Origin of the sequence: Citrobacter sp. BDA59-3 (assembly GCF_015167655.1) — a bacterium.
In the GTDB taxonomy this organism is placed as follows: Bacteria; Pseudomonadota; Gammaproteobacteria; order Enterobacterales; family Enterobacteriaceae; genus Phytobacter; species Phytobacter diazotrophicus.
The window spans coordinates 5,005,863-5,026,426 of record NZ_CP063427.1 but is presented as its reverse complement, the minus strand read 5'-3'; the positions used below and the strand labels follow the sequence as shown (position 1 = coordinate 5,026,426).

Genomic DNA, 20,564 nt, shown 5'->3' with positions numbered 1-20,564 from the left:
TTAGTGAATTAACATCCCGCCATTAACATCCAGCGTGATACCCGTTGAGTAAGAAGAGAGATCGCTGCCGAGGAACAGTGCGGCGCGGGCGATATCCACCGCATCACCAAGACGGTTCATGGGGATCCCGGCAAGAATGTTGTCGCGCATCTGGTCTGTGAGCTTGCCTGCGGTGATATCTGTTTGAATCAGTCCAGGAGTGATGGCATTGACGCGGATATTATCCGGGCCAAGCTCTCGGGCCATGGCGCGGGTCAAACCCAACACACCGGCTTTGGCTGCGCTGTAATGTGGGCCACCGAAAATACCACCGCCGCGTTGCGCTGATACCGAAGAGATACAAACAATGCTGCCGGATTTTTGTGCTCGTAGCGTCGGGATAACCGCCTGAGACATGATTAACGTACCGCGCAGGCTGACATCCAGGACGGCATCGTAATTCTCGCGCTTAATATCCATCAATTTAATCGGCTGGGTAATACCTGCATTATTGACCAGTACATCGATACGCCCATATTTTGCTAATACCTGCTCAATGGCTGCCTGAACCTGAATTTCGTTTGCCACATTGGCAGCAAGGCCAATATGTTCCGTACCAAGCATCGCAGCAGCACTTTTACTGGCCTCTTCGTTTAAATCAATAATGACCACTTTCGCACCGTTCTCTGCGAATAATTTTGCCGTGGCAAAACCTAAACCGCGAGGGGAGGCCGCGCCAGTGATAATGGCGACTTTGTTTTTTAACAACATAATTTACTCCATGACAATTGATAAGGTGTTGGGTAATAAATACTATTGCGCTTCGTCGAGAGTTAAAATAATAAGAAGACCAACGGCTGCACAGGCACCAAAATAAGTGAATACGGAATTAAAATTGCCCGTGGTATCTAATAAAAAACCAGCAACCATCGGAGAAACAAAACCACCCAAGTTCCCGCCGCTATTAATAATGGATGAAGCGATTGGGTACGTTTTACTGTCGGATACGGCCATACCGTAAGCGGTAAATGCGGGCCAGCCGATATTCAGGCATAATCCCACGAAGAATAACCCCACGCAGACCGCCGTTGTATTTTGCGGAATGTTCAACATGATAATCATCATTATCACCGTGGAAATAGCGGTGAAGATCATGGTCGGCTTACGGCGACGCCCGAGTAATTTATCTGAAATATAACCGCCGCCGATGGCGCCGACAAAACCACCGATACACGGCATACTGGCGACCAGACCCATGCGTATAAAATCGAAGCCTTTTTCTTTAACCAGATAAAGCGGGATCCAGGTGAGCAGGCCATACAACACGCTTACCATCATAAAATAAGCCAGACAGTCACCCAGAATATTCTTCGAGGTGAATAAACCTTTGACGGTGGCAATCGGTTCCAGCTTTCTGACGCGAATCAGTTTATCGAGGGTGGTGAATTTGGCATGCATCTGGATATTTTCGCGCGTCTTTTCCTGCGCACCGGCACCATCGGTAATCACCGACAATTCGCTCTCCGATACCAGGTGGCTCTCAGAGGGTCTGGATTTAACGAATAGATACCAGATGACGGCGATGACAATGCCAGGAATGGCAAACGAGTAGAAAACCCATCGCCAGCCCCAGGTGACGGCAATCCACACAGCCAGGGGAGGCACAATGATGGGGGCAAACATAGTTGCGGCGATGTAGACGCCCGTTGCCGTGGCCTTCTCTTTTGCCGGGAACCAGTTATTGATGGTCGATGCGAGGCCGACCGGGCATGGCCCCTCGCTTAAGCCAAGACCTAAACGCACCAGTTTTAAGCCGAGGACAGAGCTGACTGTTCCCATCAGCCAGGTAAAGGCCGAGAAACCAAAAATGGACAGCGCCACCAGACCACGGGTACCGCGTTTAGCGATAAAGAAACCGGCGGGGATTTGACTGACGGCATAGCCAAGGAAAAACATACTGGCAATGGCACCGGCTTCGAAGTTATTAATATGGAATTCTTCGATAATAAATGGCAGAACCGCACCAATATTTGTACGATCAGCATAATTTATCGCGTATACCGCGAATATGATCGCCAGCACTACAAATCGGTAGTTTGTTTTTCTGGCGCCGGTACAGACAAGGTTATCTATACGGGACATAGGTTTACCTCTTATCTTTTTTTTAGTTTAAGGGTACATTCCGGACTCCGCGGTCACGATTATTTTTCAGACCTGCGAGCGAAATATACCAACGCGTCAAAACGGCGGGCATGCAAAAAAACTCAATTGAGGTTGAGAAAAATTTGATTCGTGAGTTAACGCAAATAAACATCGTTAGATCCAGCCTGTTTAGCCATTTTGGTGGCTGAAAATGCCATGTGCGTCACAAAAAATGACCACATCAGGGTAAATCTATCCTTTTAGCTTGTATGGCGGATTTATTTGTTTTTCTATCACTTACACTGTTGTCTGGTGGGCGTTATAACAAGGATCTACTTACAGTGAAGTAATGAATGTCGCGATATGAGGTATCACGTTAATGCACCAAAGTGAGTGAGCAAATGACAAAAGTGAACACCAAAAAATCTTTACCCATCCCCTCGTTAAGAAATATTCAGACATTTATTGAAGTGGCAAACACTGGCAGTATTAATCAGGCTGCTGATATTATGAATATTACCGCATCGGCAGTAAGTCATCAGGTTGCCAGTCTGGAACAATTTATTGGCAAGAAGTTATTTATCCGTAGCGGCAAAGGTGTTTTATTAACTCATATTGGTGAGAAATATTTGCAGGAGGTCTCCGGGGCGGTCAGTATTATTGGACGGGCAACCGACCAGGTAATAAACGATATCCATCACGAACATTTACGCATTCATTCAGCGCCCAGTTTTGGCCTGCTATGGCTTATCCAGCGGTTAAATAAATTCAGAAAAGAGTACCCGGATTTAAAAATCAGTCTGACCTGCTCCTATGAAAATCTACAGTTTTCACGGGACAATCTGGACATTGATATCCGCCACGGTTTACCGGAGTGGCCAACATTACATGTACGAACTATTAAAAATGAGAAGGTGATCCCTTATGCCTCTCAGGATTATCTGGCGGGCAAATCCATCACTGAACCCGCAGATTTACTGGATTATGAGCTTATCCATTCCGACAGTACGCTGGTGAACTGGAATACCTGGCTCTCCTGGTACGGTGTCGCGCATCACAATAAGAACTACTACTTTAGCTTTGATCGTTCCTATATGAGTATTGAGGCGGCCAGAATGGGTATGGGGATTATTCTTGAAAGCAATCTGCTTGCGGATGATTACCTGCGTCAGCACCACCTGGTACCGGTATTTGCCAGCGATCATGGGATGTCGGTCGCGGCGCACCATTTTGTGTTGCCCCACGTGAATGAACAAAAAGAGAAGGTGAAGGCATTTTTGTGTTGGGCGGAGAAAGAGCTCAGCACGGCCGGGTTTTCGGTCTAAGCGGGTGTTTTGATGTCGCTTGATGAATACAACTCCCTTGGGGAAACGGCATACCTGTTGCGCTCACCGGAAAACGCCAAAAGACTCATAAACTCAATTGAAAGTCTCAAGGCTGGCGACGGAACTGAGAAGGATATGATTGAGGGAAACTGGTTTGGTCGGTGGAATCATGGAATGATCATTTTTTCTGGCAGGAGACGGGCAAGCGCATGGTCAAAAAGATTAATGAACTCATCAAAGACATTCGTCGGCCCCCCCTTTTGAGGGAAAAGGAAAACCTGAGCCCTTAAAATATAACCTGGTTGGTTTTTGTTCCCGACGGATAACCGGGGAGCATCGTCTGGTCTATTCCATTACCAACGATGCACTCCTGCGGCGGCTTGCCGCTATCAGATAACGCTTTAGTGGGTTATCCCTTTTTGGCCCGCAGCGTAGCAACTGCCTGCACGCACTGCTCCACCACGTTATCGACCTCATGGTTGATGTCTATGCGCATGACGTCATCTTCTTGCCGTTCCGGGCGTTCCAGCGCGGCGAACTGACTTTTCAGTAATTCAACCGGCATAAAGTGCCCCTGCCGTTTTGCCATCCTCGCCAGAATGGTTTCATAATCGCCGTCCAGCCACAGAAAATGCACATTCGGACTGCCTTTACGCAGAATATCGCGGTAGCGTTTCTTTAATGCCGAACAAACAATTAAACCGGTTTCATTCTTTTTATACAGACTATAAGACGCGTCATTTAATCGTTCCAGCCATGGCAATCTGTCTTCATCGGTTAAGGGAATGCTGGCTGACATTTTATCAATATTCTTTGCCGGATGGAGATCGTCCCCATCAATAAATTTCGCACCAAGTACAGCGGCGGCTTTGGCTCCAATCAGTGTTTTTCCGCTTCCCGATACCCCCATTAAAATATAACTCTCACCGCGCATTTAATTACTCCTGTCATCATTTTGATGACGCGGATATTACCGTGCAAATAGCGATGCGTTTATGTTTTTCTGCACATGAAAAGCAGAATTATAAAGCGCGTCACGTTATGCGTAACATTGCAGTGTAACAATTTTTGAGCGTGACATCCGTCACAATTCAGGTCAGGGAAAACCGTTTAAATGCCCACCAGGCCACGTCCTGACCAGAGAGGAAACATGAAGATTAAAACTCAATCCTGCGTTGTAGCGGGAAAGCAAACTGTTGACGTTACCGACCAGGAAATTGAATGGAATAATAAGGGTACATTGGTACAAATAACCCGAGGGGGGATTTGTGGATCCGATTTACATTATTATCAGGAAGGCAAGGTTGGTAATTTTTCTGTTAAAGCACCGATGGTGTTAGGCCATGAAGTTATTGGCAAAATTGTTCATTCAGATTCCGAAAAATTACAAGAAGGCCAGACTGTAGCAGTAAATCCATCAAAACCTTGTGGTCATTGTAAATATTGCCTGGCGAAAGAAGAAAATCAGTGTACGGAAATGCGCTTCTTTGGCAGCGCCATGTATTTCCCGCATGTTGACGGTGGTTTTACCCGCTTTAAAGTGGTGGATACCGCGCAATGCGTTCCTTTCTCCAGTAATGCCGATGCCAAAATCATGGCCTTTGCCGAACCGCTGGCGGTTGCTATTCACGCTGCTCATCAGGCCGGTGACTTACAAGGCAAGCGTGTCTTTATCTCAGGCGTAGGCCCGATTGGCTGCCTGATTGTCAGCGCGGTGAAAACGCTGGGCGCGGCAGAAATCGTCTGCGCGGATATCAGCCCTCGCTCGCTGGAACTGGCGCAAAAAATGGGGGCCGACACGCTCCTCGATCCGCGTAGCGCCGATCTGACGCCGTGGAAAGCGGAAAAAGGTTACTTCGATGTCAGCTTCGAAGTGTCGGGGAATCCGACATCCATTACCACTTGCCTGGAAGTGACGCGCGCCAGAGGGGCGATGGTTCAGGTGGGGATGGGCGGCGCGGTAGCGGATTTCCCGATGATGATGCTCATCGCCAAAGAGATTGCCCTGAAAGGCTCCTTCCGTTTCACCACTGAATTTAATACCGCTGTCTCCTGGCTGGCGAATGGCGTGGTGGATCCCCTGCCGTTATTAAGCGGCGAATACCCCTTCACCGAGCTGGAGCAGGCGCTGAAATTCGCGGGCGATAAAACCCAGGCCGCCAAAGTTCAACTCGTTTTTTAATGCATCGTGATAAGGAATAAGACCATGAACGACCTTTTTTCACTGGCGGGCAAGAATGTCCTGATTACCGGTTCCGCACAGGGTATTGGCTACTTATTAGCAACCGGCCTTGGGAAATATGGCGCACAAATCATCGTTAACGATATTAATCAGGAGCGGGCTGATGCCGCTGTTGAAAAACTGCGCGCAGCGGATATCCGCGCTGTGGCCGCACCGTTTAACGTGACCAAAAAAGTAGAAATCGATGCCGCCATTGCACGTATCGAAGAACAAACCGGGCCGATTGATGTTCTGGTCAATAATGCCGGTATCCAGCGCCGCCACCCGTTTAATGACTTCCCGGAACAGGAGTGGAATGACGTGATCGCGGTTAACCAGACGGCGGTTTTCCTGGTGTCACAAGCGGTCACCCGTCGCATGGTTGAGCGTCAGGCCGGGAAAGTGATCAACATCTGTTCCATGCAGAGTGAACTGGGACGCGACACCATCACGCCGTACGCCGCGTCTAAAGGCGCGGTAAAAATGCTGACCCGTGGCATGTGCGTTGAGCTGGCACGACACAACATTCAGGTGAATGGCATTGCTCCGGGTTATTTCAAAACCGAGATGACCAAAGCGCTGGTCGAAGACGAAGCCTTCACCGGCTGGCTCTGCAAACGTACGCCTGCGGCGCGTTGGGGTAACCCGGAAGAGTTGATTGGCGCGGCAGTGTTCCTCTCCTCTAAAGCCTCTGATTTTGTTAACGGTCATCTTCTGTTCGTTGACGGCGGCATGCTGGTCGCTGTGTGACTCGTTAGTACTAAGATGCAGCGCTGCGGCGCTGCTGGTTCGGCACATAACAAGAGACAAGATTATGCCATTACTGATTATCGCGGCAGGCGTAGCGCTGCTGCTGGTCTTAATGATTGGTTTTAAAGTTAATGGGTTTATCGCCCTGGTGCTGGTTGCCGCCGTTGTGGGATTTGCCGAAGGTATGGATGCGCAGGCCGTGCTGCACTCCATTCAGGGGGGAATTGGCGGAACGTTAGGCGGCCTGGCGATGATTCTTGGCTTTGGCGCCATGCTGGGGAAGCTGATTTCTGACACCGGTGCCGCTCAGCGTATCGCCACGACGCTGATTGCGACATTCGGTAAAGAGCGGGTGCAATGGGCGCTGGTGATTACCGGTCTGGTCGTGGGGCTGGCGATGTTTTTCGAAGTGGGCTTTGTCCTGCTGTTGCCGCTGGTGTTTACCGTGGTGGCGTCGTCTGGCCTGCCGCTGCTCTATGTCGGTGTACCTATGGTGACCGCGCTGTCCGTAACCCACTGTTTTCTGCCGCCGCATCCGGGGCCGACCGCTATCGCCACCATTTTTGAGGCCAATCTGGGGACAACCCTGCTGTATGGCATGATCATTACTATTCCGACGGTGATTGTCGCCGGGCCGCTGTTTTCGAAACTGCTGACGCGTTTTGAAAAAGCGCCGCCGGAGGGGTTATTCAACCCGCATATTTTTGCCGATCATGAAATGCCGGGCTTCTGGAACAGTATTTTCGCGGCGGTAATGCCCGTGATCCTGATGGCAATTGCCGCGGTTTGTGAAATTACCCTGCCAAAAGGCAATAGCGCGCGTCTCTTCTTTGAGTTTGTCGGTAACCCGGCGGTGGCCCTGTTTATCGCCATCGTGATCGCCATTTTCACTCTCGGGTTGCGCAATGGCCGTAATCTCGAAAAAGTGATGGAAATGGTCGGCGCCTCCATCGGTGCTATCGCAATGATTGTCTTCATTATTGCGGGCGGTGGGGCGTTCAAACAGGTGCTGGTTGATAGCGGAGTAGGCAAATACATCTCACAATTGATGACGGGCACAACCCTCTCGCCGCTGCTGATGTGCTGGACCGTTGCTGCCGTGCTGCGTATCGCGCTGGGCTCTGCCACCGTGGCGGCCATCACGACCGCTGGCGTTGTGCTGCCGATAATCAATGTCACCCATGCCGATCCGGCGCTGATGGTGCTGGCTACCGGAGCGGGCAGCGTAATTGCGTCACACGTCAACGATCCTGGATTCTGGCTGTTCAAAGGCTACTTTAATCTCAGCGTTGGTGAGACACTGCGTACATGGACAGTAATGGAAACGCTAATTTCATTTATGGGTTTACTGGGTGTGCTGACGCTTAACGCCATCCTGCATTAACTTCATTTTTCGCAATGACGGTATTCCTGGGGGAAGTGGATAAACCGCTTTCCCCGGGGAGGGAGAGACGATGAGAAATCACAGAATTTCACTTCAGGATATCGCCACGCTGGCGGGGGTCACCAAAATGACCGTCAGCCGCTATATCCGCTCGCCTAAAACCGTATCCAGGGCCACCGGCGAGCGCATCGCGATGATCATGGAAGAGATCAACTACATACCCAATCGTGCGCCCGGCATGTTGCTCAATGCGCAAAGCTATACGCTCGGTGTGCTGATCCCCTCATTCCAGAATCAGTTATTTGCTGACATTCTCGCGGGTATTGAGTCTGTGACATCCGACCATAATTATCAGACACTTATCGCCAACTATAATTACAACAAAGAGTCCGAAGAGGAGTCGGTGATCAATCTGCTCTCCTACAATATCGACGGCATTATTCTTTCCGAAAAGCACCATACCGTTCGTACCGTTAAGTTTCTGCGCTCCGCCAAAATCCCGATTGTTGAGCTGATGGATGTGCAGGGCGCCAAAATGGATATGGAAGTGGGGTTTGATAATCGTCAGGCCGCCTTCGACATGGTGAGCACCATGCTGGCTAAGCGTCAGCGGCGTAAAATTATCTATCTGGGTTCGAAAGACGATATGCGTGATGAGCAGCGCTTTTGCGGTTATTGCGATGCCATGAATCAGCATCAACTGGAGGCTTACCGTATCAACCCCCGCGCGAGCTCGTCTATCTACCTTGGATCGCAGCTTATGGCCGAAGCCTTTAAAACCCACCCGGATCTGGATGGCGTTTTTTGCACGAATGACGATATTGCGATGGGCGCGCTGTTTTACTGCCGCGAGCACGACCTTGCCGTCCCGGAGCGCATTTCCATCGCCGGTTTTCATGGCCTGGAAATGGGGAAACAGATGATCCCAAGCCTGGCGAGCGTGATCACGCCGCGCTTCGATATCGGCAGAATGGCAGCACAGATGTTATTGAATAAGCTAAAAAATGACGCGCTCAACCACAACACTGTCGATTTGGGTTATCAAATCTATCAGGGAAAGACCCTCTGATTTCCTCAGTACGCTCAATGAGCCTCCTTCCGGGTAAAAAAAATTTCATGCAAATTTCTGTGAAGTGTTAAGCAGGCTTTACCGATATATGAAGCATGAGTTAATTGGGTTATTTGCCACAGGGCGATTGCCCGAGCGGGGAAACATGAGCACACGTAAAAAACTCACAGCCAGAACACTCATGCTGGCGTCTATTTTTGTCACCATCACCACCGGGTTCCTGGTCACCATTGGCCTGTTGCTCTGGCAATCTATGGGCCAGCAAGAAGCGGTCGCCAAAAGACATCTCCAGCAAATTGCGCTCACTGAATCATTACGTGTTCAGCAACAGCTCGACTCTGCGCTGAACGCCGCGCGCGATTTAGGCAACAGTGCCTGGGCATTACATCAGGCCGGGCTGACAGAACGGCGTGGCCTGGACCAGTTATTGGCCGATTATCTGCATCAGCACCCTGATTTTTTGTCGATGTCACTGGCCTTTGAAGCCAATACGTTTGACGGCAAAGACGCGGAGTTTGCGGGAAAAGCGGATCAGGATCCGGCTGGCCGCTACGCCCGCTATGTTGACCGGGATAACAGTGGTAACCCGGCGCTACACAACCTGGTGGATTATGAAACACCGGGCAGCGGCGACTACTACCTTTTGCCGCGTCAGCGCCAGAAAGAGGTGATTATCGAGCCGTATATCTACCCCTATAACGGTGTGGATGTGATGCTGACCTCCATCGCGGCGCCGATTATCCGCGACGGTAAGTTTCAGGGCTCTGTGACTTCGGATTTCTCGCTGGAAACGCTGCAAAAAATGATTGGCGCCATCAAGCCATGGGAGGGGACGGGTTACGCGCTGTTGCTCTCGGCGGATAACAAAGTGGTTTCCAGCCCTGATAAGGTGGCAACGGGTAAACCCTGGACGGGGACAATCGGCGCGGAAGCGGTGGTGCGCACCGACGATGCCCTGCTAAAAGAACCGGCGTTTGTGACCTGGCGCACCATCGACATTGGTAACAGTCAGACGCCATGGAAGCTGGCGATTGTGACGCCAGTCAGCGTCGTCATGGCCGAAGCGTGGCACTACCTGCGTAACGCCATCCTGCTGATGATCCTGAGTATTATCATTGTCAGCGTGGTGGTAGCGATGGTGTTTACCCGCAAGGTTGCGCGCCCGGTAGGCGGCGAGCCGACGGAAGCCTCAGAGATTGCGCTGTCCGTGGCGCAAGGGGATTTGAGTCATCAGATTGCGGTACGTAACGGCGATAGCAGCAGCATCTTTTATGCCCTGCACACCATGCAAGCCCAGCTCCGGCGTATTGTGGGCAGCATCAGCGATGCCAGCCATTCCGTGCGGGCGGGAAGCAGTGAAATCGCGGCAGGCAACCTCGATTTAGCTTCGCGGACCGAAGAGCAGGCGGCGGCGATTGTACAGACGGCGGCGAGCATGGAGCAGATTTCCGTGACCGTCAAAAACAACGCGGAGAATGCGCACAAGGCAACATCACTGACGCAGAACGCGGCGCAAATTGCCGGGCAGGGGGAATTGCTGGTGGCACAAGTGGTGGATATCATCGGCAAGATTGATGAGAGCGCCGGCAAGATTGGCGATATTAACAGCATCATCGACAGCATCGCTTTTCAGACCAATATTCTGGCGTTGAACGCGGCGGTTGAAGCGGCCCGCGCCGGTGAGCAGGGCAGAGGCTTCGCGGTAGTGGCCGGTGAAGTACGCAGCCTTGCACAGCGCAGCGCCAGTGCGGCCAAAGAGATTTCAGCGCTGATTGAGGAGTCGTCCGGGCGTGTCAGTAAAGGGGTTACGCTGGTGAATGAGACGGGGGCGATGATGAAGCAAATCATTACCTCGGTTTCCAGTGTGCATCAGATGATTGCCGAGATTGTGCAGGCGCTGGATGAGCAAACGAAAGGCGTGAGTCAGGTGAGCGAGGCGGTCAATCAGATGGATAGCGCCACCCAGCAGAATGCGTCTCTGGTGCAGCAGATCTCTGCGGCGGCCATGTCGCTGGAGGAGCAGGCGAAGAGTCTGGAGGAGACGCTGGCGTTTTTCTCGGATGCGCGGAAGAGCTATTCGTAATGAGTGGGTTATGATTTTGTCCCCGGTGGCGCTGCGCTAACCGGGGCTACACATTATTGCCCGGATAAGGTGCTTGCGCCGCCATCCGGGAATTGCCTGACCTGGCCATTTTATTCATCTGCCATATATGACCAGGTCATTTATACAGACCGTTTCAGCCAGACTGACTCTTCATGGCAAAACCCCTATACTGCCAAAAAACATAAAAAATCATTCATTTGTACGGTGATACGGGCAGGGTAACGGATGGAAACAACGAATTTTCTGGGGCAACTTACGCAGCAGATGATCCTGTCTGCGCCTTTATTTTCCTTAATTGCGTTGGGTTATTGTCTTGGGCGTTTTGCCGGCTGGCCGGAGGCCGCCAGTGGGGTATTTAACCGCTTCTGTTTTTCGATTGCCTTGCCCTGCATGTTATTTAAAGTCATGAGCAAGTTCTACCAAAGCCCGCCGGTGGATATGCGTTTGCTGATCGCCTATTTCGGCAGTTGCCTGTTGATCTATATTGTCGGACGCATTGTCGCAAAAAGCGTTTTTGGCCTTGATGCCATCTCGGCATCGGTATTTGGCCTTGGGGGGATTTTTTCCAATAACGTCATGCTCGGGATCCCGGTCGCGGTGATTCTTCTGGGGCAGGCCAGCCTCGCCTCGGTCGCGCTGGTACTGGTGTTTAACAGCCTGATTCTGTGGACGCTGGTAACTGTCTCGGTGGAGTGGGCGCAGAGCGGCAGTTTTTCCTGGAAAGGCATCGGCAAAACGCTGGTCAACGTGCTGCGTAATCCGCTGATTATCGGCATTTTTTCTGGTTTTTCCTGGAGCGCAACTCACCATTCCTTGCCGCAATTTATTGATGGCCCCGTCAGCATGTTAGGGCAGGTTGCCGCGCCGTTAACCCTGGTAACGCTGGGCATGAGCCTCTCGCATTACAATATTAGCCAGGGGCTGCGGGAAAGCGCGGCTATCTGCCTGATTAAACTGGTGTTGATGCCTGCGCTGATTTGGGCGCTCGCTTACGCACTGCATCTGCCGCAGCAGGAGAGCCAGGTGGTGGTTTTATTGGGGTCAATGGCGGTGGGGATAAACGTCTATCTGATGGCGCAGAAATTCAAAGTGTTGCAAGGGGCGACGGCAACCAGCATGTTGATTTCCACTCTGCTTTCTACCCTGACTACGCCAATGCTGATGATCCTGATGAGCCGCTTCTATCCTGCATGGCCGTAATTTCTCCCGGCAGGGCACACCGCGTGCCCTGCCAGAAACGCGTTAAAGAATGTCGTCCACCACGCCGCCGTCAACGCGCAGCGCCGCGCCTGAGGTCGCCGATGCCTGAGTCGAGCAAACGTAGACCACCATGTTCGCCACTTCTTCAACCGTTGCTGCCCGCTGAATAACGGAGCTGGGACGGTGAGCCATCACAAACTCTTTCGCCAGCGTTTCCAGTGACTTGCCAGTTCTTGCCACTTCGTCCTGCATCATGGCGGCAAAGCCATCGGAAAGGGTCGGGCCGGGTAACACGCTGTTGACCGTCACGCCACTACCGGCGACAAACTTCGCCAGCCCGCGCGCCAGCGAGAGCTGGGCCGTTTTGGTCACGCCGTAATGAATCATATCGGCAGGAATGTTGCGCGCCGATTCCGAGGAGATAAAGACCACGCGGCCCCAACCTTTTTTCACCATCGCTGGCAGCAACGCACGGGAAAGACGCACGCCCGACATCACATTGGTTTGCCAGTAATTTTCCCAGGTTGCATCGTCGGTGGCATAAAAATCCTGCGGCCCGTAAATCCCGGCGTTATTGACCAGGATATCGGCATCCGTTGCCGCGCTTAATAAGGTTTCGACCCCCTCAGCCGAACTCAGGTCGGCAATGGCGGTACGCACTTTTGCGCCCGGTACACGCTCATTCAGCGTCTGGAGCGCTTTATTCACTGATGCCTCGCTACGTCCGTTGAGGATCACTTCCGCACCGCTTTCGGCAAGCCCCGTAGCTATGGCGAAACCAATGCCGCCGGTCGAGGCGGTGACCAGTGCGACTTTCCCACTCAGATCAATTTTCATCCTCTGCTCCTTCCTCTTTATGCATACAGAACGTTAAGCGTAGCAGCCTGCTCGCGGGTGGGTGTTTTCGTCACGGGCTCCGCGTGGTGGCTGGCTTATGCAATTCCTGGCATTGCTTTTCTGGTTTTATTGGTTCCCTCACATTACCCACTCAACCAGAATAACAATCACAAAATATATTCCGTCTTACGCCTTCTGATTTTATTTTGCCACCCCGTACGGGGTTAATTTTGGGGACAGAAAAACGAAATGAAAAAACAGAGCATTTTAGCGCTATTTTTGGCCCTGGGCGGCATGCAGCAGGTTATTGCCGCTGAACAAACTGTTCCGGCAAAAAATAATTTTACTGTTCCGGCAGATGAAACATTAAAAGCCAAACTCCCGGCTGACATTTTGCAGCGTGGGTATATTGTTGCCGGAACAAACCCGAATACGCCGCCCACCACCTTTTATCAGGAAGATAATAAAACGCTGGCCGGGCGTGAAATCGATATAATGAGCGCAGTGGCAGAGCGCCTGGGTGTACAGGTTCAATGGCACGATACCGGGGGCTTCGACAATATTATCCCTGGCCTCAAATCCGGTCGCTATGATGTCGCGCTGTCCAATATTAACGCCACGCAAAAACGCCTCGAGCAGGTCGATTTCGTCAGCTACTACGACGCTTCCCGTTTGGGGGTAATCTCCCGTAAAGATGCCAGTATTCCCGAGTTCACCGAGCTCACGCAGGTGTGTGGAAAAGAGATTGGCGCGGGGGCGGGTACCACGCAGATTAACCGTTTGAACGAAGCCAGCAAGGCGTGTGAATCGCAGGGCAAACCGCCGATCAAGGTCGCGGTTTTCCCGGACCGCCCGGCAGGTGTGCAGGCGGTGGTGAGTGGTCGCGTGCCGATGTTCTTCGGCCCGTATGAAGGGCTCACCTGGCAGGTTAAAACCGTCAAACCGCTGACCATGAGCGGGCAGATCAGCGTCAACGATGCGCCGGTTTCCATCGCCTTCCCGAAAGACTCACAACTGGAAGAAGCGGTACAGGCCGCCCTGAATTCGCTCATCAAAGACGGGACCTATCAGAAGATTTTGGATCACTGGTCGATTGGCTTTGGCGCAGTGAAAGAGTCGAAACGTAATCAGGACATCTTCTAATGCCTCACTCCACCCCTCCCGCTTCTCAGGACGCGCTGCGCATCATCGGTAAGCGCTATTACGGGCGCTGGTTCAGCGCGCTGGTCGTTTTACTGCTGTTGGCCGGGTTGCTGCACTCTATCTTTAATAACCCGCGTTTTGAGTGGCATGTGGTGGCAGAGAGCTTTACCGAAGACTCCATTATTAGCGGCGTGCTGATGACCCTGCAGCTCACCGCCATCTCGGTGGTGTTGGGCTTCGCCGGGGGAACGGTACTGGCGCTGATGCGGCTTTCCTCCAATCCGGTGCTGGTGGCCGTCAGTTGGGGATACACCTGGTTTTTCCGGGGCGTGCCGATGCTGGTACAACTGTTTCTCTGGTACAACATCGCCGCACTTTATCCTACCGTCTCATTGAGCCTGCCAGGGATTGGTGAATTCTTTAGTGCGTCATCCAATGCGCTGATTAGCCCCTTTAGCGCTGCCGTGATTGCCCTGGTGATGCATCAGTCTGCCTATGCGGCTGAAATTATTCGTGCCGGTATCCAGAGCGTCGGTAACGGTCAGCTTGAAGCGGCGCGTGCGCTGGGTTACACCCGCAGCCAGATTTTCCGCCATACGGTTCTGCCACAGGCGATGCGCGCCATTCTGCCCCCTGCGGGCAATGAGGTCATCGGGCAACTGAAAACCACGGCGGTGGTGTCGGTTATCTCGCTACAGGACGTGCTTTACTCGGCGCAAATCATCTACCAGCGCACCTATGAAGTGATTCCGCTGCTGCTGGTGGCAACGCTATGGTATCTGCTGTTGACCTCGGTGCTCTCTGTCGGTCAGTTCTACGTCGAACGTTACTTCGCCCGTGGGGTAAAACGTGAGACAGCAAAAGTCTGGTTCGCCCGCAAACTGCCGGTTTTTCTGTTCAATGCAAGGGGCGTTAGCAATGGCTGAGACCATCGAATTACGTAACATCACCAAACGTTTTGGTGGGCAGACGGTGGTGGATGCCGTTGACCTGGACGTCGACGCCGGGTCCGTCACGGTGATTCTTGGGCCTTCTGGCTCAGGTAAATCCACGCTGCTACGCTGCATCAACCACCTGGAAAAGCTGGATGCGGGCACCATTCGCATCGGTGGCAACCTGGTAGGCTATGTGCAAAAAGGCCAGGCGCTGTATGAAGTGGGCGACAGCAAAATCGCTGCCCAACGCAGCCGCATCGGCATGGTTTTCCAGCAGTTTAATCTGTTTCCGCATCGCACCGTTTTGCAGAACATTATTGATGCGCCCATCCGGGTGAAGAAGCAGCCGCGTGCGGTGGCGGTAGCAAAAGCCCGTCAGTTGCTTCAGCAGGTGGGGCTTTCCGGGCGTGAAAATGACTGGCCGCAGCAGCTTTCCGGCGGGCAGCAACAGCGCGTGGCTATTGCCCGTGCGCTGGCGATGGACCCGGAAGTGATGCTGTTTGATGAACCCACTTCCGCGCTGGATCCTGAACTGGTGGGCGAAGTGTTACAGGTCATCAAAGGGCTTGCTCACTCAGGCATAACCATGGTGATTGTCACCCATGAGATCGGCTTTGCCCGTGAAGTTGCTGATAACATTGTCTTTATGGAGTCCGGTAAAGTCATTGCCTCTGGCCCGGCGCGCAAGGTGCTGGAAGAGAATGCCAATGCCCGCGTAACCCACTTCCTCTCAACGGTTTTGTAAATGTCTGCGCCGGTGCCTCACAGCTCCCACTGGGGAGCTTTTACCGCCCGGCGCGTGGCAAACGCGCTGAAAATAACCCCCTTTGCCGCCGACCCCGATCCCAGCCCGTTACTGGAAAACTTCACCGATGCTTTAACCCACCCGGCGCGCGTCACTCAGCCGATGGTACGCCGTGGCTGGCTGGAAGACGGGCCCGGCCCGGATGAGCGGCGCGGCGCGGACGAGTACATCGCTATTAGCTGGGAGCAGGCGCTCGGTCTGGCAGCAAATGAGTTACAGCGGGTGGCGGAGCTTCATGGCCCACAAGCCGTGTTTGGCGGCTCTTATGGTTGGTCGAGCGCCGGGCGTTTTCATCACGCGCAAAGTCAGGTGCACCGCTTTCTCAATACGACGATTGGCGGCTATGTGCGCTCGGTCTGGTCCTACAGCTCGGCGGCAGCGTCGGTGATCCTGCCGCATATTGTCGCGCCCCAGGATGAGATCTCCCGGCGCGGCGTAAGCTGGCGGGAGATCGCCGAACATAGCGACATTGTTCTCGCATTTGGCGGCCTGGCGCTGAAAAATGCCCAGGTTGCCAGCGGTGGGATGAGTGAACATACCGAGCGCGGATATATGCAGCAGGCGGCCCGTCGTGGGGCGCGTTTTATCTCCGTCAGCCCGCTTCGTAGCGATCTGCCGGAGGAGGCCGCCGGGGAATGGCTGTCGATCACGCCCGGTACCGATGCGGCGCTGATCCTGGCGTTACTCCATACCCTCTATCAGCAAGGGCGCACGGATGAAGAGTTCCTGGCCCGTTACTGCACCGGTTGGCCAACGCTGGTGCGTTATTTTCAGGGGGAGGCGGACGGCACGGTACGTAATGCCGCCTGGGCCGAAGCAATTTGTGGCATTCCGGCGGGCGAGATTATCGCCCTGGCGCAGCGGCTTCACGGCAGGCGGGTTCTGGTCACGGTGGCCCACGCCTTACAGCGCGCTCAGCATGGCGAACAGCCGGTATGGCTCGGGCTGGTGCTGGCTTGCGCATTGGGGCAACCGGGGCTGCCCGGCGGTGGGTATACCTATGCGCTGGGTGCGCTGGGGCATTACGGTAAGGCATTTAACCGGGTCTCTTTTCCGTCGCTGCCACAGGGGACAAATGGCGTCGAGGCGCTGATTCCGGTGGCGCGGATTGCCGACATGCTGCTTCATCCCGGCGAACCCTTTCAGTTTAATGGCGTCGAACGGCGCTATCCGCATATCAGGCTGGCCTGGTGGGCGGGAGGCAATCCGTTCCACCATCACCAGGATTTGGCGCGACTGCGGCGGGCGTTTTGCCGTCTCGATACCTTAATCGTCCATGAACACAGCCTGACGGCCACCGCACGCCATGCGGATCTTATTCTGCCTGCCACCATGACGCTGGAGCGTGAAGATGTGGGCGGCGCCCCTACCGATCGCCATCTTTTTGCCATGCATCCGGTGGCGAAACCCCACGGCGAGGCCAGGGATGATTTTGCTATTTTCCGCGATATCGCTGCTCGCCTGGGCAAAGAAGAGGCGTTTACCGAAGGACGCAGCGTGCGCGAATGGTTACAACATCTCTACCAGCAGATGCAGCAAAAGCTGGCGGAGATAGACCACCCGGTCCCTGACTTTGACCACTTCTGGCAGCAGGGCGTGTTGACCCTGCCCCAGGTGGATGACGGCGGGCGTTTGATGCGCCGTTTTCGTGCCGACCCGCAGGCAAATCCGTTGCCCACGCCGGACGGAAAAATCCAGATCTTCTCTGCCGTCATTGACCGTTTTGGCTATGCCGATTGCCCCGGTCATCCGGTGTGGCGGGAGCCGGATGAGCAGCCGAATGCGCTGCATCCGCTCTGGCTCATCGCCAACCAGCCCGCCACCCGTCTGCACAGCCAACTGGACTATGGCCGGTACAGCGCAAAGCATAAACGGCAGGGGAAAGAGGTCTGTTTGATGCACCCGCAAGACGCTACGGCGCGGGAAATTAGCGAAGGGGATGTGGTGATGTTGCATAACGCGCGGGGGGCGTTGCTGGCTGTCGTGAGCGTTTCAGTGAACATTAAGCCCGGCGTGGTGCAGCTACCTACGGGGGCCTGGTATGACCCGGTAGATCCAAAGGCGGAGCGTCCACTGTGCCGCCACGGTAACCCGAATGTCTTAACGCGGGACATTGGTACATCTGCCCTTGCGCAGGGCTGTAGCGGGCAGATTACCGTTATTCAGGCTACCCGTTTTACCGGTGATGCCGGGCCGGTTCAGGCGTTTTCACCGCTTATCCCAGCAGCAACCCGCGAATAGCCTCAAGATCCTCCGGGGTGTGCAGGCGTGTCTGCTGCTGCCAGCGTGCGCGGGTGGGCGCATCCGCCCCTGGCAGGCACTGGCGTAGTTTCTCTTCTAAATCGACGCCCTGAGTCAGTAGCCCCTGGCGCGTCACCTGGCTGATAAGCTGTTCGCCATTAAGCAGTTGCAGCGTCAGGCGGTGAAAACGCGCACCCGGATTTTGTGCATCCGGCGGTGCGCTGGCATCTGGCGTGCGGGTCACCCGTGCAGCCAGTTCTGCGGTAAGCGGGTCGACAGGACGGGCGTCAAAGCGGGTCAGCGCAAGTTCTCCGCGCAGCAGGCACTCGGCAATCACATATTCGAGACTAAAGCGTGCTTCCACTCCCGTTACAGGCTGACGCACAAAGGCTGCCACATCGCCGCCAGGAGGAAAGGCTATCTCGATATGTTCTATAGCCCCGATAAGGTTATCGGATGTTTTGCCGGTTGCCAGCCACTGTTTGCGCAGCCGCAGCGCCGCCAGCGCCGCGCCGTGCGTTCCGCTGCAGGTAGGCCAGGGTTTGAATTCCAGACCCGGCGTGACAATGCGCCACGGCGCCCCCCAGTCTTGCGTGAGTTTTTGCGGCTGCTGTGTCGCGGGGCTGTAAGCCGCGAGGAAACTCTCCAGCGCGCCCGCAATGGATGCCTTGATGTCGTGCTGCGCAAGCTGCACGGCAGTCACCGCCGCTCGTGCGGCAAAACCGGCATGCAGCGGTTTGATCTCCGAGCCAAACTGCACCCGTAATCCGGCAGACTGGGTAGCGGCGATAGCCAGCGCCGCGGCTGTTTGTTCTTGCGTCGCCCCGACAAGCCTCGCACCTGCCGCCGCTGCGGCAATAACCCCCAGCGTGCTGGTGTTGTGAAAACCCTGAACATAATGTCCGCCGCCGACGGCCAGTCCTAATCTGCCCGCCATTTCGACGCCCACCACAAACGCATCCAGCAGATGCAGGGGCGTCTGCGTACCGAGCGCCAGGAGTGTAGGTAAAATCACCGTGCCAGGATGTCCGCGAAAGTCCGGGTGAAAATCATCAAAATCGAGGGCATGTCCACAGTAGCCCAGACGCAATGCGCGTGACTGCGTATCATCGCCGGGCCAGATTGCGCGTATCGTCTCCCGCGTGGCATCCGGCAGGGTGCCATTGACCACCGGGAAAGCGACGGCGAAAAAATCCAGCACGCCTTGTCGCGCCTGTTCACGGGCTGCTTCGTCGGGTTGTCGGGTGGCAACCAGCCGGGCGACTTCCGCCGTCAGGTTGCTCATGCGGTTGCCTTTGTCAGTGCGGCGATGGCCAGTTGTGCCAGCCAGTCGGCGGTCGGGAACAGGGCGGCGTCATCCACCCGGAACTGCGGATGGTGCAGAGCAAACGGCCCGCCGGAACCAATCATGATAAACGCGCCAGGCAGACGCTGCTGGTAAAAGGCAAAGTCTTCACCGATGGGGTTGGCGGGGATGCGGCGCACTTCGAAGCCTGCCTGTTCACCGGTTTCCAGCGCCAGATCGACCCAGCTTTCGCTGTTCATGACCGACGGTGGGCCTGGCTGCCAGTCGAGTGCGATTTGCGCGTCAAAGGTGGTGGCGAGACCGCGCGTAACGTCATGAAAACGGCGTTCGATGTTTTCCCTAACGCTCTGGCTAAAAGTACGTACGGTGCCTTCGAGCCAGGCACTGTCGGGAATAACATTCCAGGTGCTTCCGCTATGTACCTGAGTAATAGAGAGCACGGCGTTTTCACTGGAGTCGACGTTACGGCTGATGAGCGTTTGCAGCGCGCCAATCAACTGCCCGGCAATCACGATAGGATCGTTACCTTCATGAGGCCGCGCGGCGTGGCTGCCGGTGCCGGTGATATCAATACGGAAACGATCCACGCCTGCGGTCAGCGCGCCTGCTTTACTGCCCATCACCCCCACCGGCAGTGCCGGGTCATTGTGAATACCAAAAATAGCAACGGCCTCATCCAGCGCGCCGGTGGCAATCACCGCCGGTGCGCCCTGGCCCGTCTCTTCGGCGGGCTGGAACAGAATACGTACCCGGCCTTTTAGCGTGGCTTCCTGCGCTTTGAGCAAAATAGCGGCTCCCAGCGCTGCCGAGGAGTGGAAATCGTGGCCGCAGGCGTGCATTACGCCAGGGTTTTCTGAGCGATACGCAACGCCGGATTTTTCCTCAATGGGCAGCGCGTCAATGTCAGCACGCAGCACCACCAGGGGGCCGGGGTTTTGCCCGCCGATCTCCACCACCAGGCCGGTAGGTAAATCCAGCGGCAGAATAGAAATCTGATACTGCTCCAGCACATTACGCAGGCGTGCGGTAGTGGCGAATTCTTCGTTGGAGAGTTCCGGGAAGCGGTGCAGTTCATGGCGAAAATCGGTAAGCCAGAGGGCTAAATCATGGGTATCTGTCATGG

General features: G+C 54.4%; 17 protein-coding genes and 2 pseudogenes. 13 read left to right on the top strand and 6 right to left on the bottom strand.

Going from position 1 to position 20,564, the window contains the following annotated elements; translation table 11 throughout:
- Together IP582_RS23720 and IP582_RS23715 are read right to left on the bottom strand one after the other, a co-directional pair.
- Positions 1–750 (bottom strand): SDR family NAD(P)-dependent oxidoreductase, encoded by a 750-nt coding sequence (locus IP582_RS23720; RefSeq protein ID WP_193794586.1) that lies wholly within the window; start codon positions 748–750, stop codon positions 1–3.
- A gap of 42 nt (positions 751–792) precedes the next feature.
- The gene (locus IP582_RS23715; RefSeq protein ID WP_193794585.1) at positions 793–2,121 is read right to left on the bottom strand and encodes an MFS transporter; all 1,329 of its coding nucleotides are present in this window, start codon (positions 2,119–2,121) and stop codon (positions 793–795) included.
- Positions 2,122–2,522: 401 nt separating this feature from the next.
- Between IP582_RS23715 and IP582_RS23710 the strand changes: the two genes are divergently transcribed.
- The 3 genes and pseudogenes from IP582_RS23710 to IP582_RS23700 all read left to right on the top strand — a co-directional run bounded on the left by IP582_RS23710 (position 2,523) and on the right by IP582_RS23700 (position 3,851).
- Positions 2,523–3,446 carry a LysR substrate-binding domain-containing protein gene (locus IP582_RS23710; RefSeq protein ID WP_193794584.1) on the top strand — a complete coding sequence of 308 codons (924 nt, stop codon included), beginning with the start codon at positions 2,523–2,525 and terminating at the stop codon, positions 3,444–3,446.
- Positions 3,447–3,590, top strand: a pseudogene (locus IP582_RS23705) (type II toxin-antitoxin system Phd/YefM family antitoxin); the annotation flags it as partial.
- 5 nt (positions 3,591–3,595) lie between these two features.
- Positions 3,596–3,851 (top strand): annotated as a pseudogene (locus tag IP582_RS23700) (Txe/YoeB family addiction module toxin).
- Between the two features lie 4 nt (positions 3,852–3,855).
- On the opposite strand, the gene idnK reads toward IP582_RS23700, so the two are convergent.
- Positions 3,856–4,380, bottom strand: a complete 525-nt coding sequence (idnK, locus tag IP582_RS23695) for a gluconokinase (protein ID WP_103245162.1) — start codon at positions 4,378–4,380, stop codon at positions 3,856–3,858.
- A gap of 216 nt (positions 4,381–4,596) precedes the next feature.
- Here idnK and idnD point away from each other — a divergent pair, with 216 nt between their 5' ends.
- From idnD to IP582_RS23665, 6 genes are all read left to right on the top strand, one after another.
- A complete protein-coding gene (gene idnD, locus IP582_RS23690) occupies positions 4,597–5,628 on the top strand; it encodes an L-idonate 5-dehydrogenase (protein WP_071194987.1) in 1,032 nt (343 codons plus the stop codon).
- Between the two features lie 24 nt (positions 5,629–5,652).
- Positions 5,653–6,417 (top strand): gluconate 5-dehydrogenase, encoded by a 765-nt coding sequence (gene idnO, locus IP582_RS23685; protein WP_193794583.1) that lies wholly within the window; start codon positions 5,653–5,655, stop codon positions 6,415–6,417.
- Between the two features lie 64 nt (positions 6,418–6,481).
- Positions 6,482–7,801, top strand: a complete 1,320-nt coding sequence (locus IP582_RS23680) for a gluconate:H+ symporter (protein ID WP_041851307.1) — start codon at positions 6,482–6,484, stop codon at positions 7,799–7,801.
- Positions 7,802–7,871: 70 nt separating this feature from the next.
- The gene (locus IP582_RS23675) at positions 7,872–8,870 is read left to right on the top strand and encodes a LacI family DNA-binding transcriptional regulator (protein ID WP_041851308.1); all 999 of its coding nucleotides are present in this window, start codon (positions 7,872–7,874) and stop codon (positions 8,868–8,870) included.
- Between the two features lie 145 nt (positions 8,871–9,015).
- A complete protein-coding gene (locus tag IP582_RS23670) occupies positions 9,016–10,953 on the top strand; it encodes a methyl-accepting chemotaxis protein (RefSeq protein WP_228007929.1) in 1,938 nt (645 codons plus the stop codon).
- 246 nt (positions 10,954–11,199) lie between these two features.
- Positions 11,200–12,174, top strand: coding sequence for an AEC family transporter (locus IP582_RS23665; RefSeq protein ID WP_193794582.1), 975 nt, complete (start codon positions 11,200–11,202; stop codon positions 12,172–12,174).
- Positions 12,175–12,216: 42 nt separating this feature from the next.
- Here the strand turns inward: IP582_RS23665 and IP582_RS23660 are convergent, their stop codons facing one another.
- Entirely contained in the window at positions 12,217–13,011 is a 795-nt protein-coding gene (locus IP582_RS23660) for an SDR family NAD(P)-dependent oxidoreductase (RefSeq protein WP_193794581.1), read from the bottom strand.
- A gap of 249 nt (positions 13,012–13,260) precedes the next feature.
- Between IP582_RS23660 and IP582_RS23655 the strand changes: the two genes are divergently transcribed.
- The 4 genes from IP582_RS23655 to IP582_RS23640 are packed head-to-tail and all read left to right on the top strand — an operon-like array spanning position 13,261 to position 18,135.
- Entirely contained in the window at positions 13,261–14,154 is an 894-nt protein-coding gene (locus IP582_RS23655; RefSeq protein ID WP_193794580.1) for an ABC transporter substrate-binding protein, read from the top strand.
- Positions 14,154–15,080, top strand: a complete 927-nt coding sequence (locus IP582_RS23650; RefSeq protein WP_103278436.1) for an amino acid ABC transporter permease — start codon at positions 14,154–14,156, stop codon at positions 15,078–15,080. Before IP582_RS23655 ends, IP582_RS23650 begins: the two co-directional genes overlap by 1 nt.
- Entirely contained in the window at positions 15,073–15,834 is a 762-nt protein-coding gene (locus IP582_RS23645; RefSeq protein ID WP_103278435.1) for an amino acid ABC transporter ATP-binding protein, read from the top strand. Before IP582_RS23650 ends, IP582_RS23645 begins: the two co-directional genes overlap by 8 nt.
- Positions 15,835–18,135, top strand: coding sequence for a molybdopterin-dependent oxidoreductase (locus tag IP582_RS23640; protein WP_193794579.1), 2,301 nt, complete (start codon positions 15,835–15,837; stop codon positions 18,133–18,135).
- Here the strand turns inward: IP582_RS23640 and IP582_RS23635 are convergent.
- Together IP582_RS23635 and IP582_RS23630 are read right to left on the bottom strand one after the other, a co-directional pair.
- On the bottom strand, positions 18,110–19,420 hold the full coding sequence (locus IP582_RS23635; protein ID WP_193794578.1) for an MmgE/PrpD family protein: 1,311 nt from the start codon (positions 19,418–19,420) through the stop codon (positions 18,110–18,112). The two genes, IP582_RS23640 and IP582_RS23635, sit on opposite strands and share 26 nt — an antisense overlap.
- Positions 19,417–20,562: an amidohydrolase gene (locus IP582_RS23630; RefSeq protein WP_193794577.1), complete on the bottom strand. Its 1,146-nt coding sequence runs from the start codon at positions 20,560–20,562 to the stop codon at positions 19,417–19,419. Before IP582_RS23630 ends, IP582_RS23635 begins: the two co-directional genes overlap by 4 nt.
- Between the last annotated feature and the right edge of the window lie 2 nt (positions 20,563–20,564).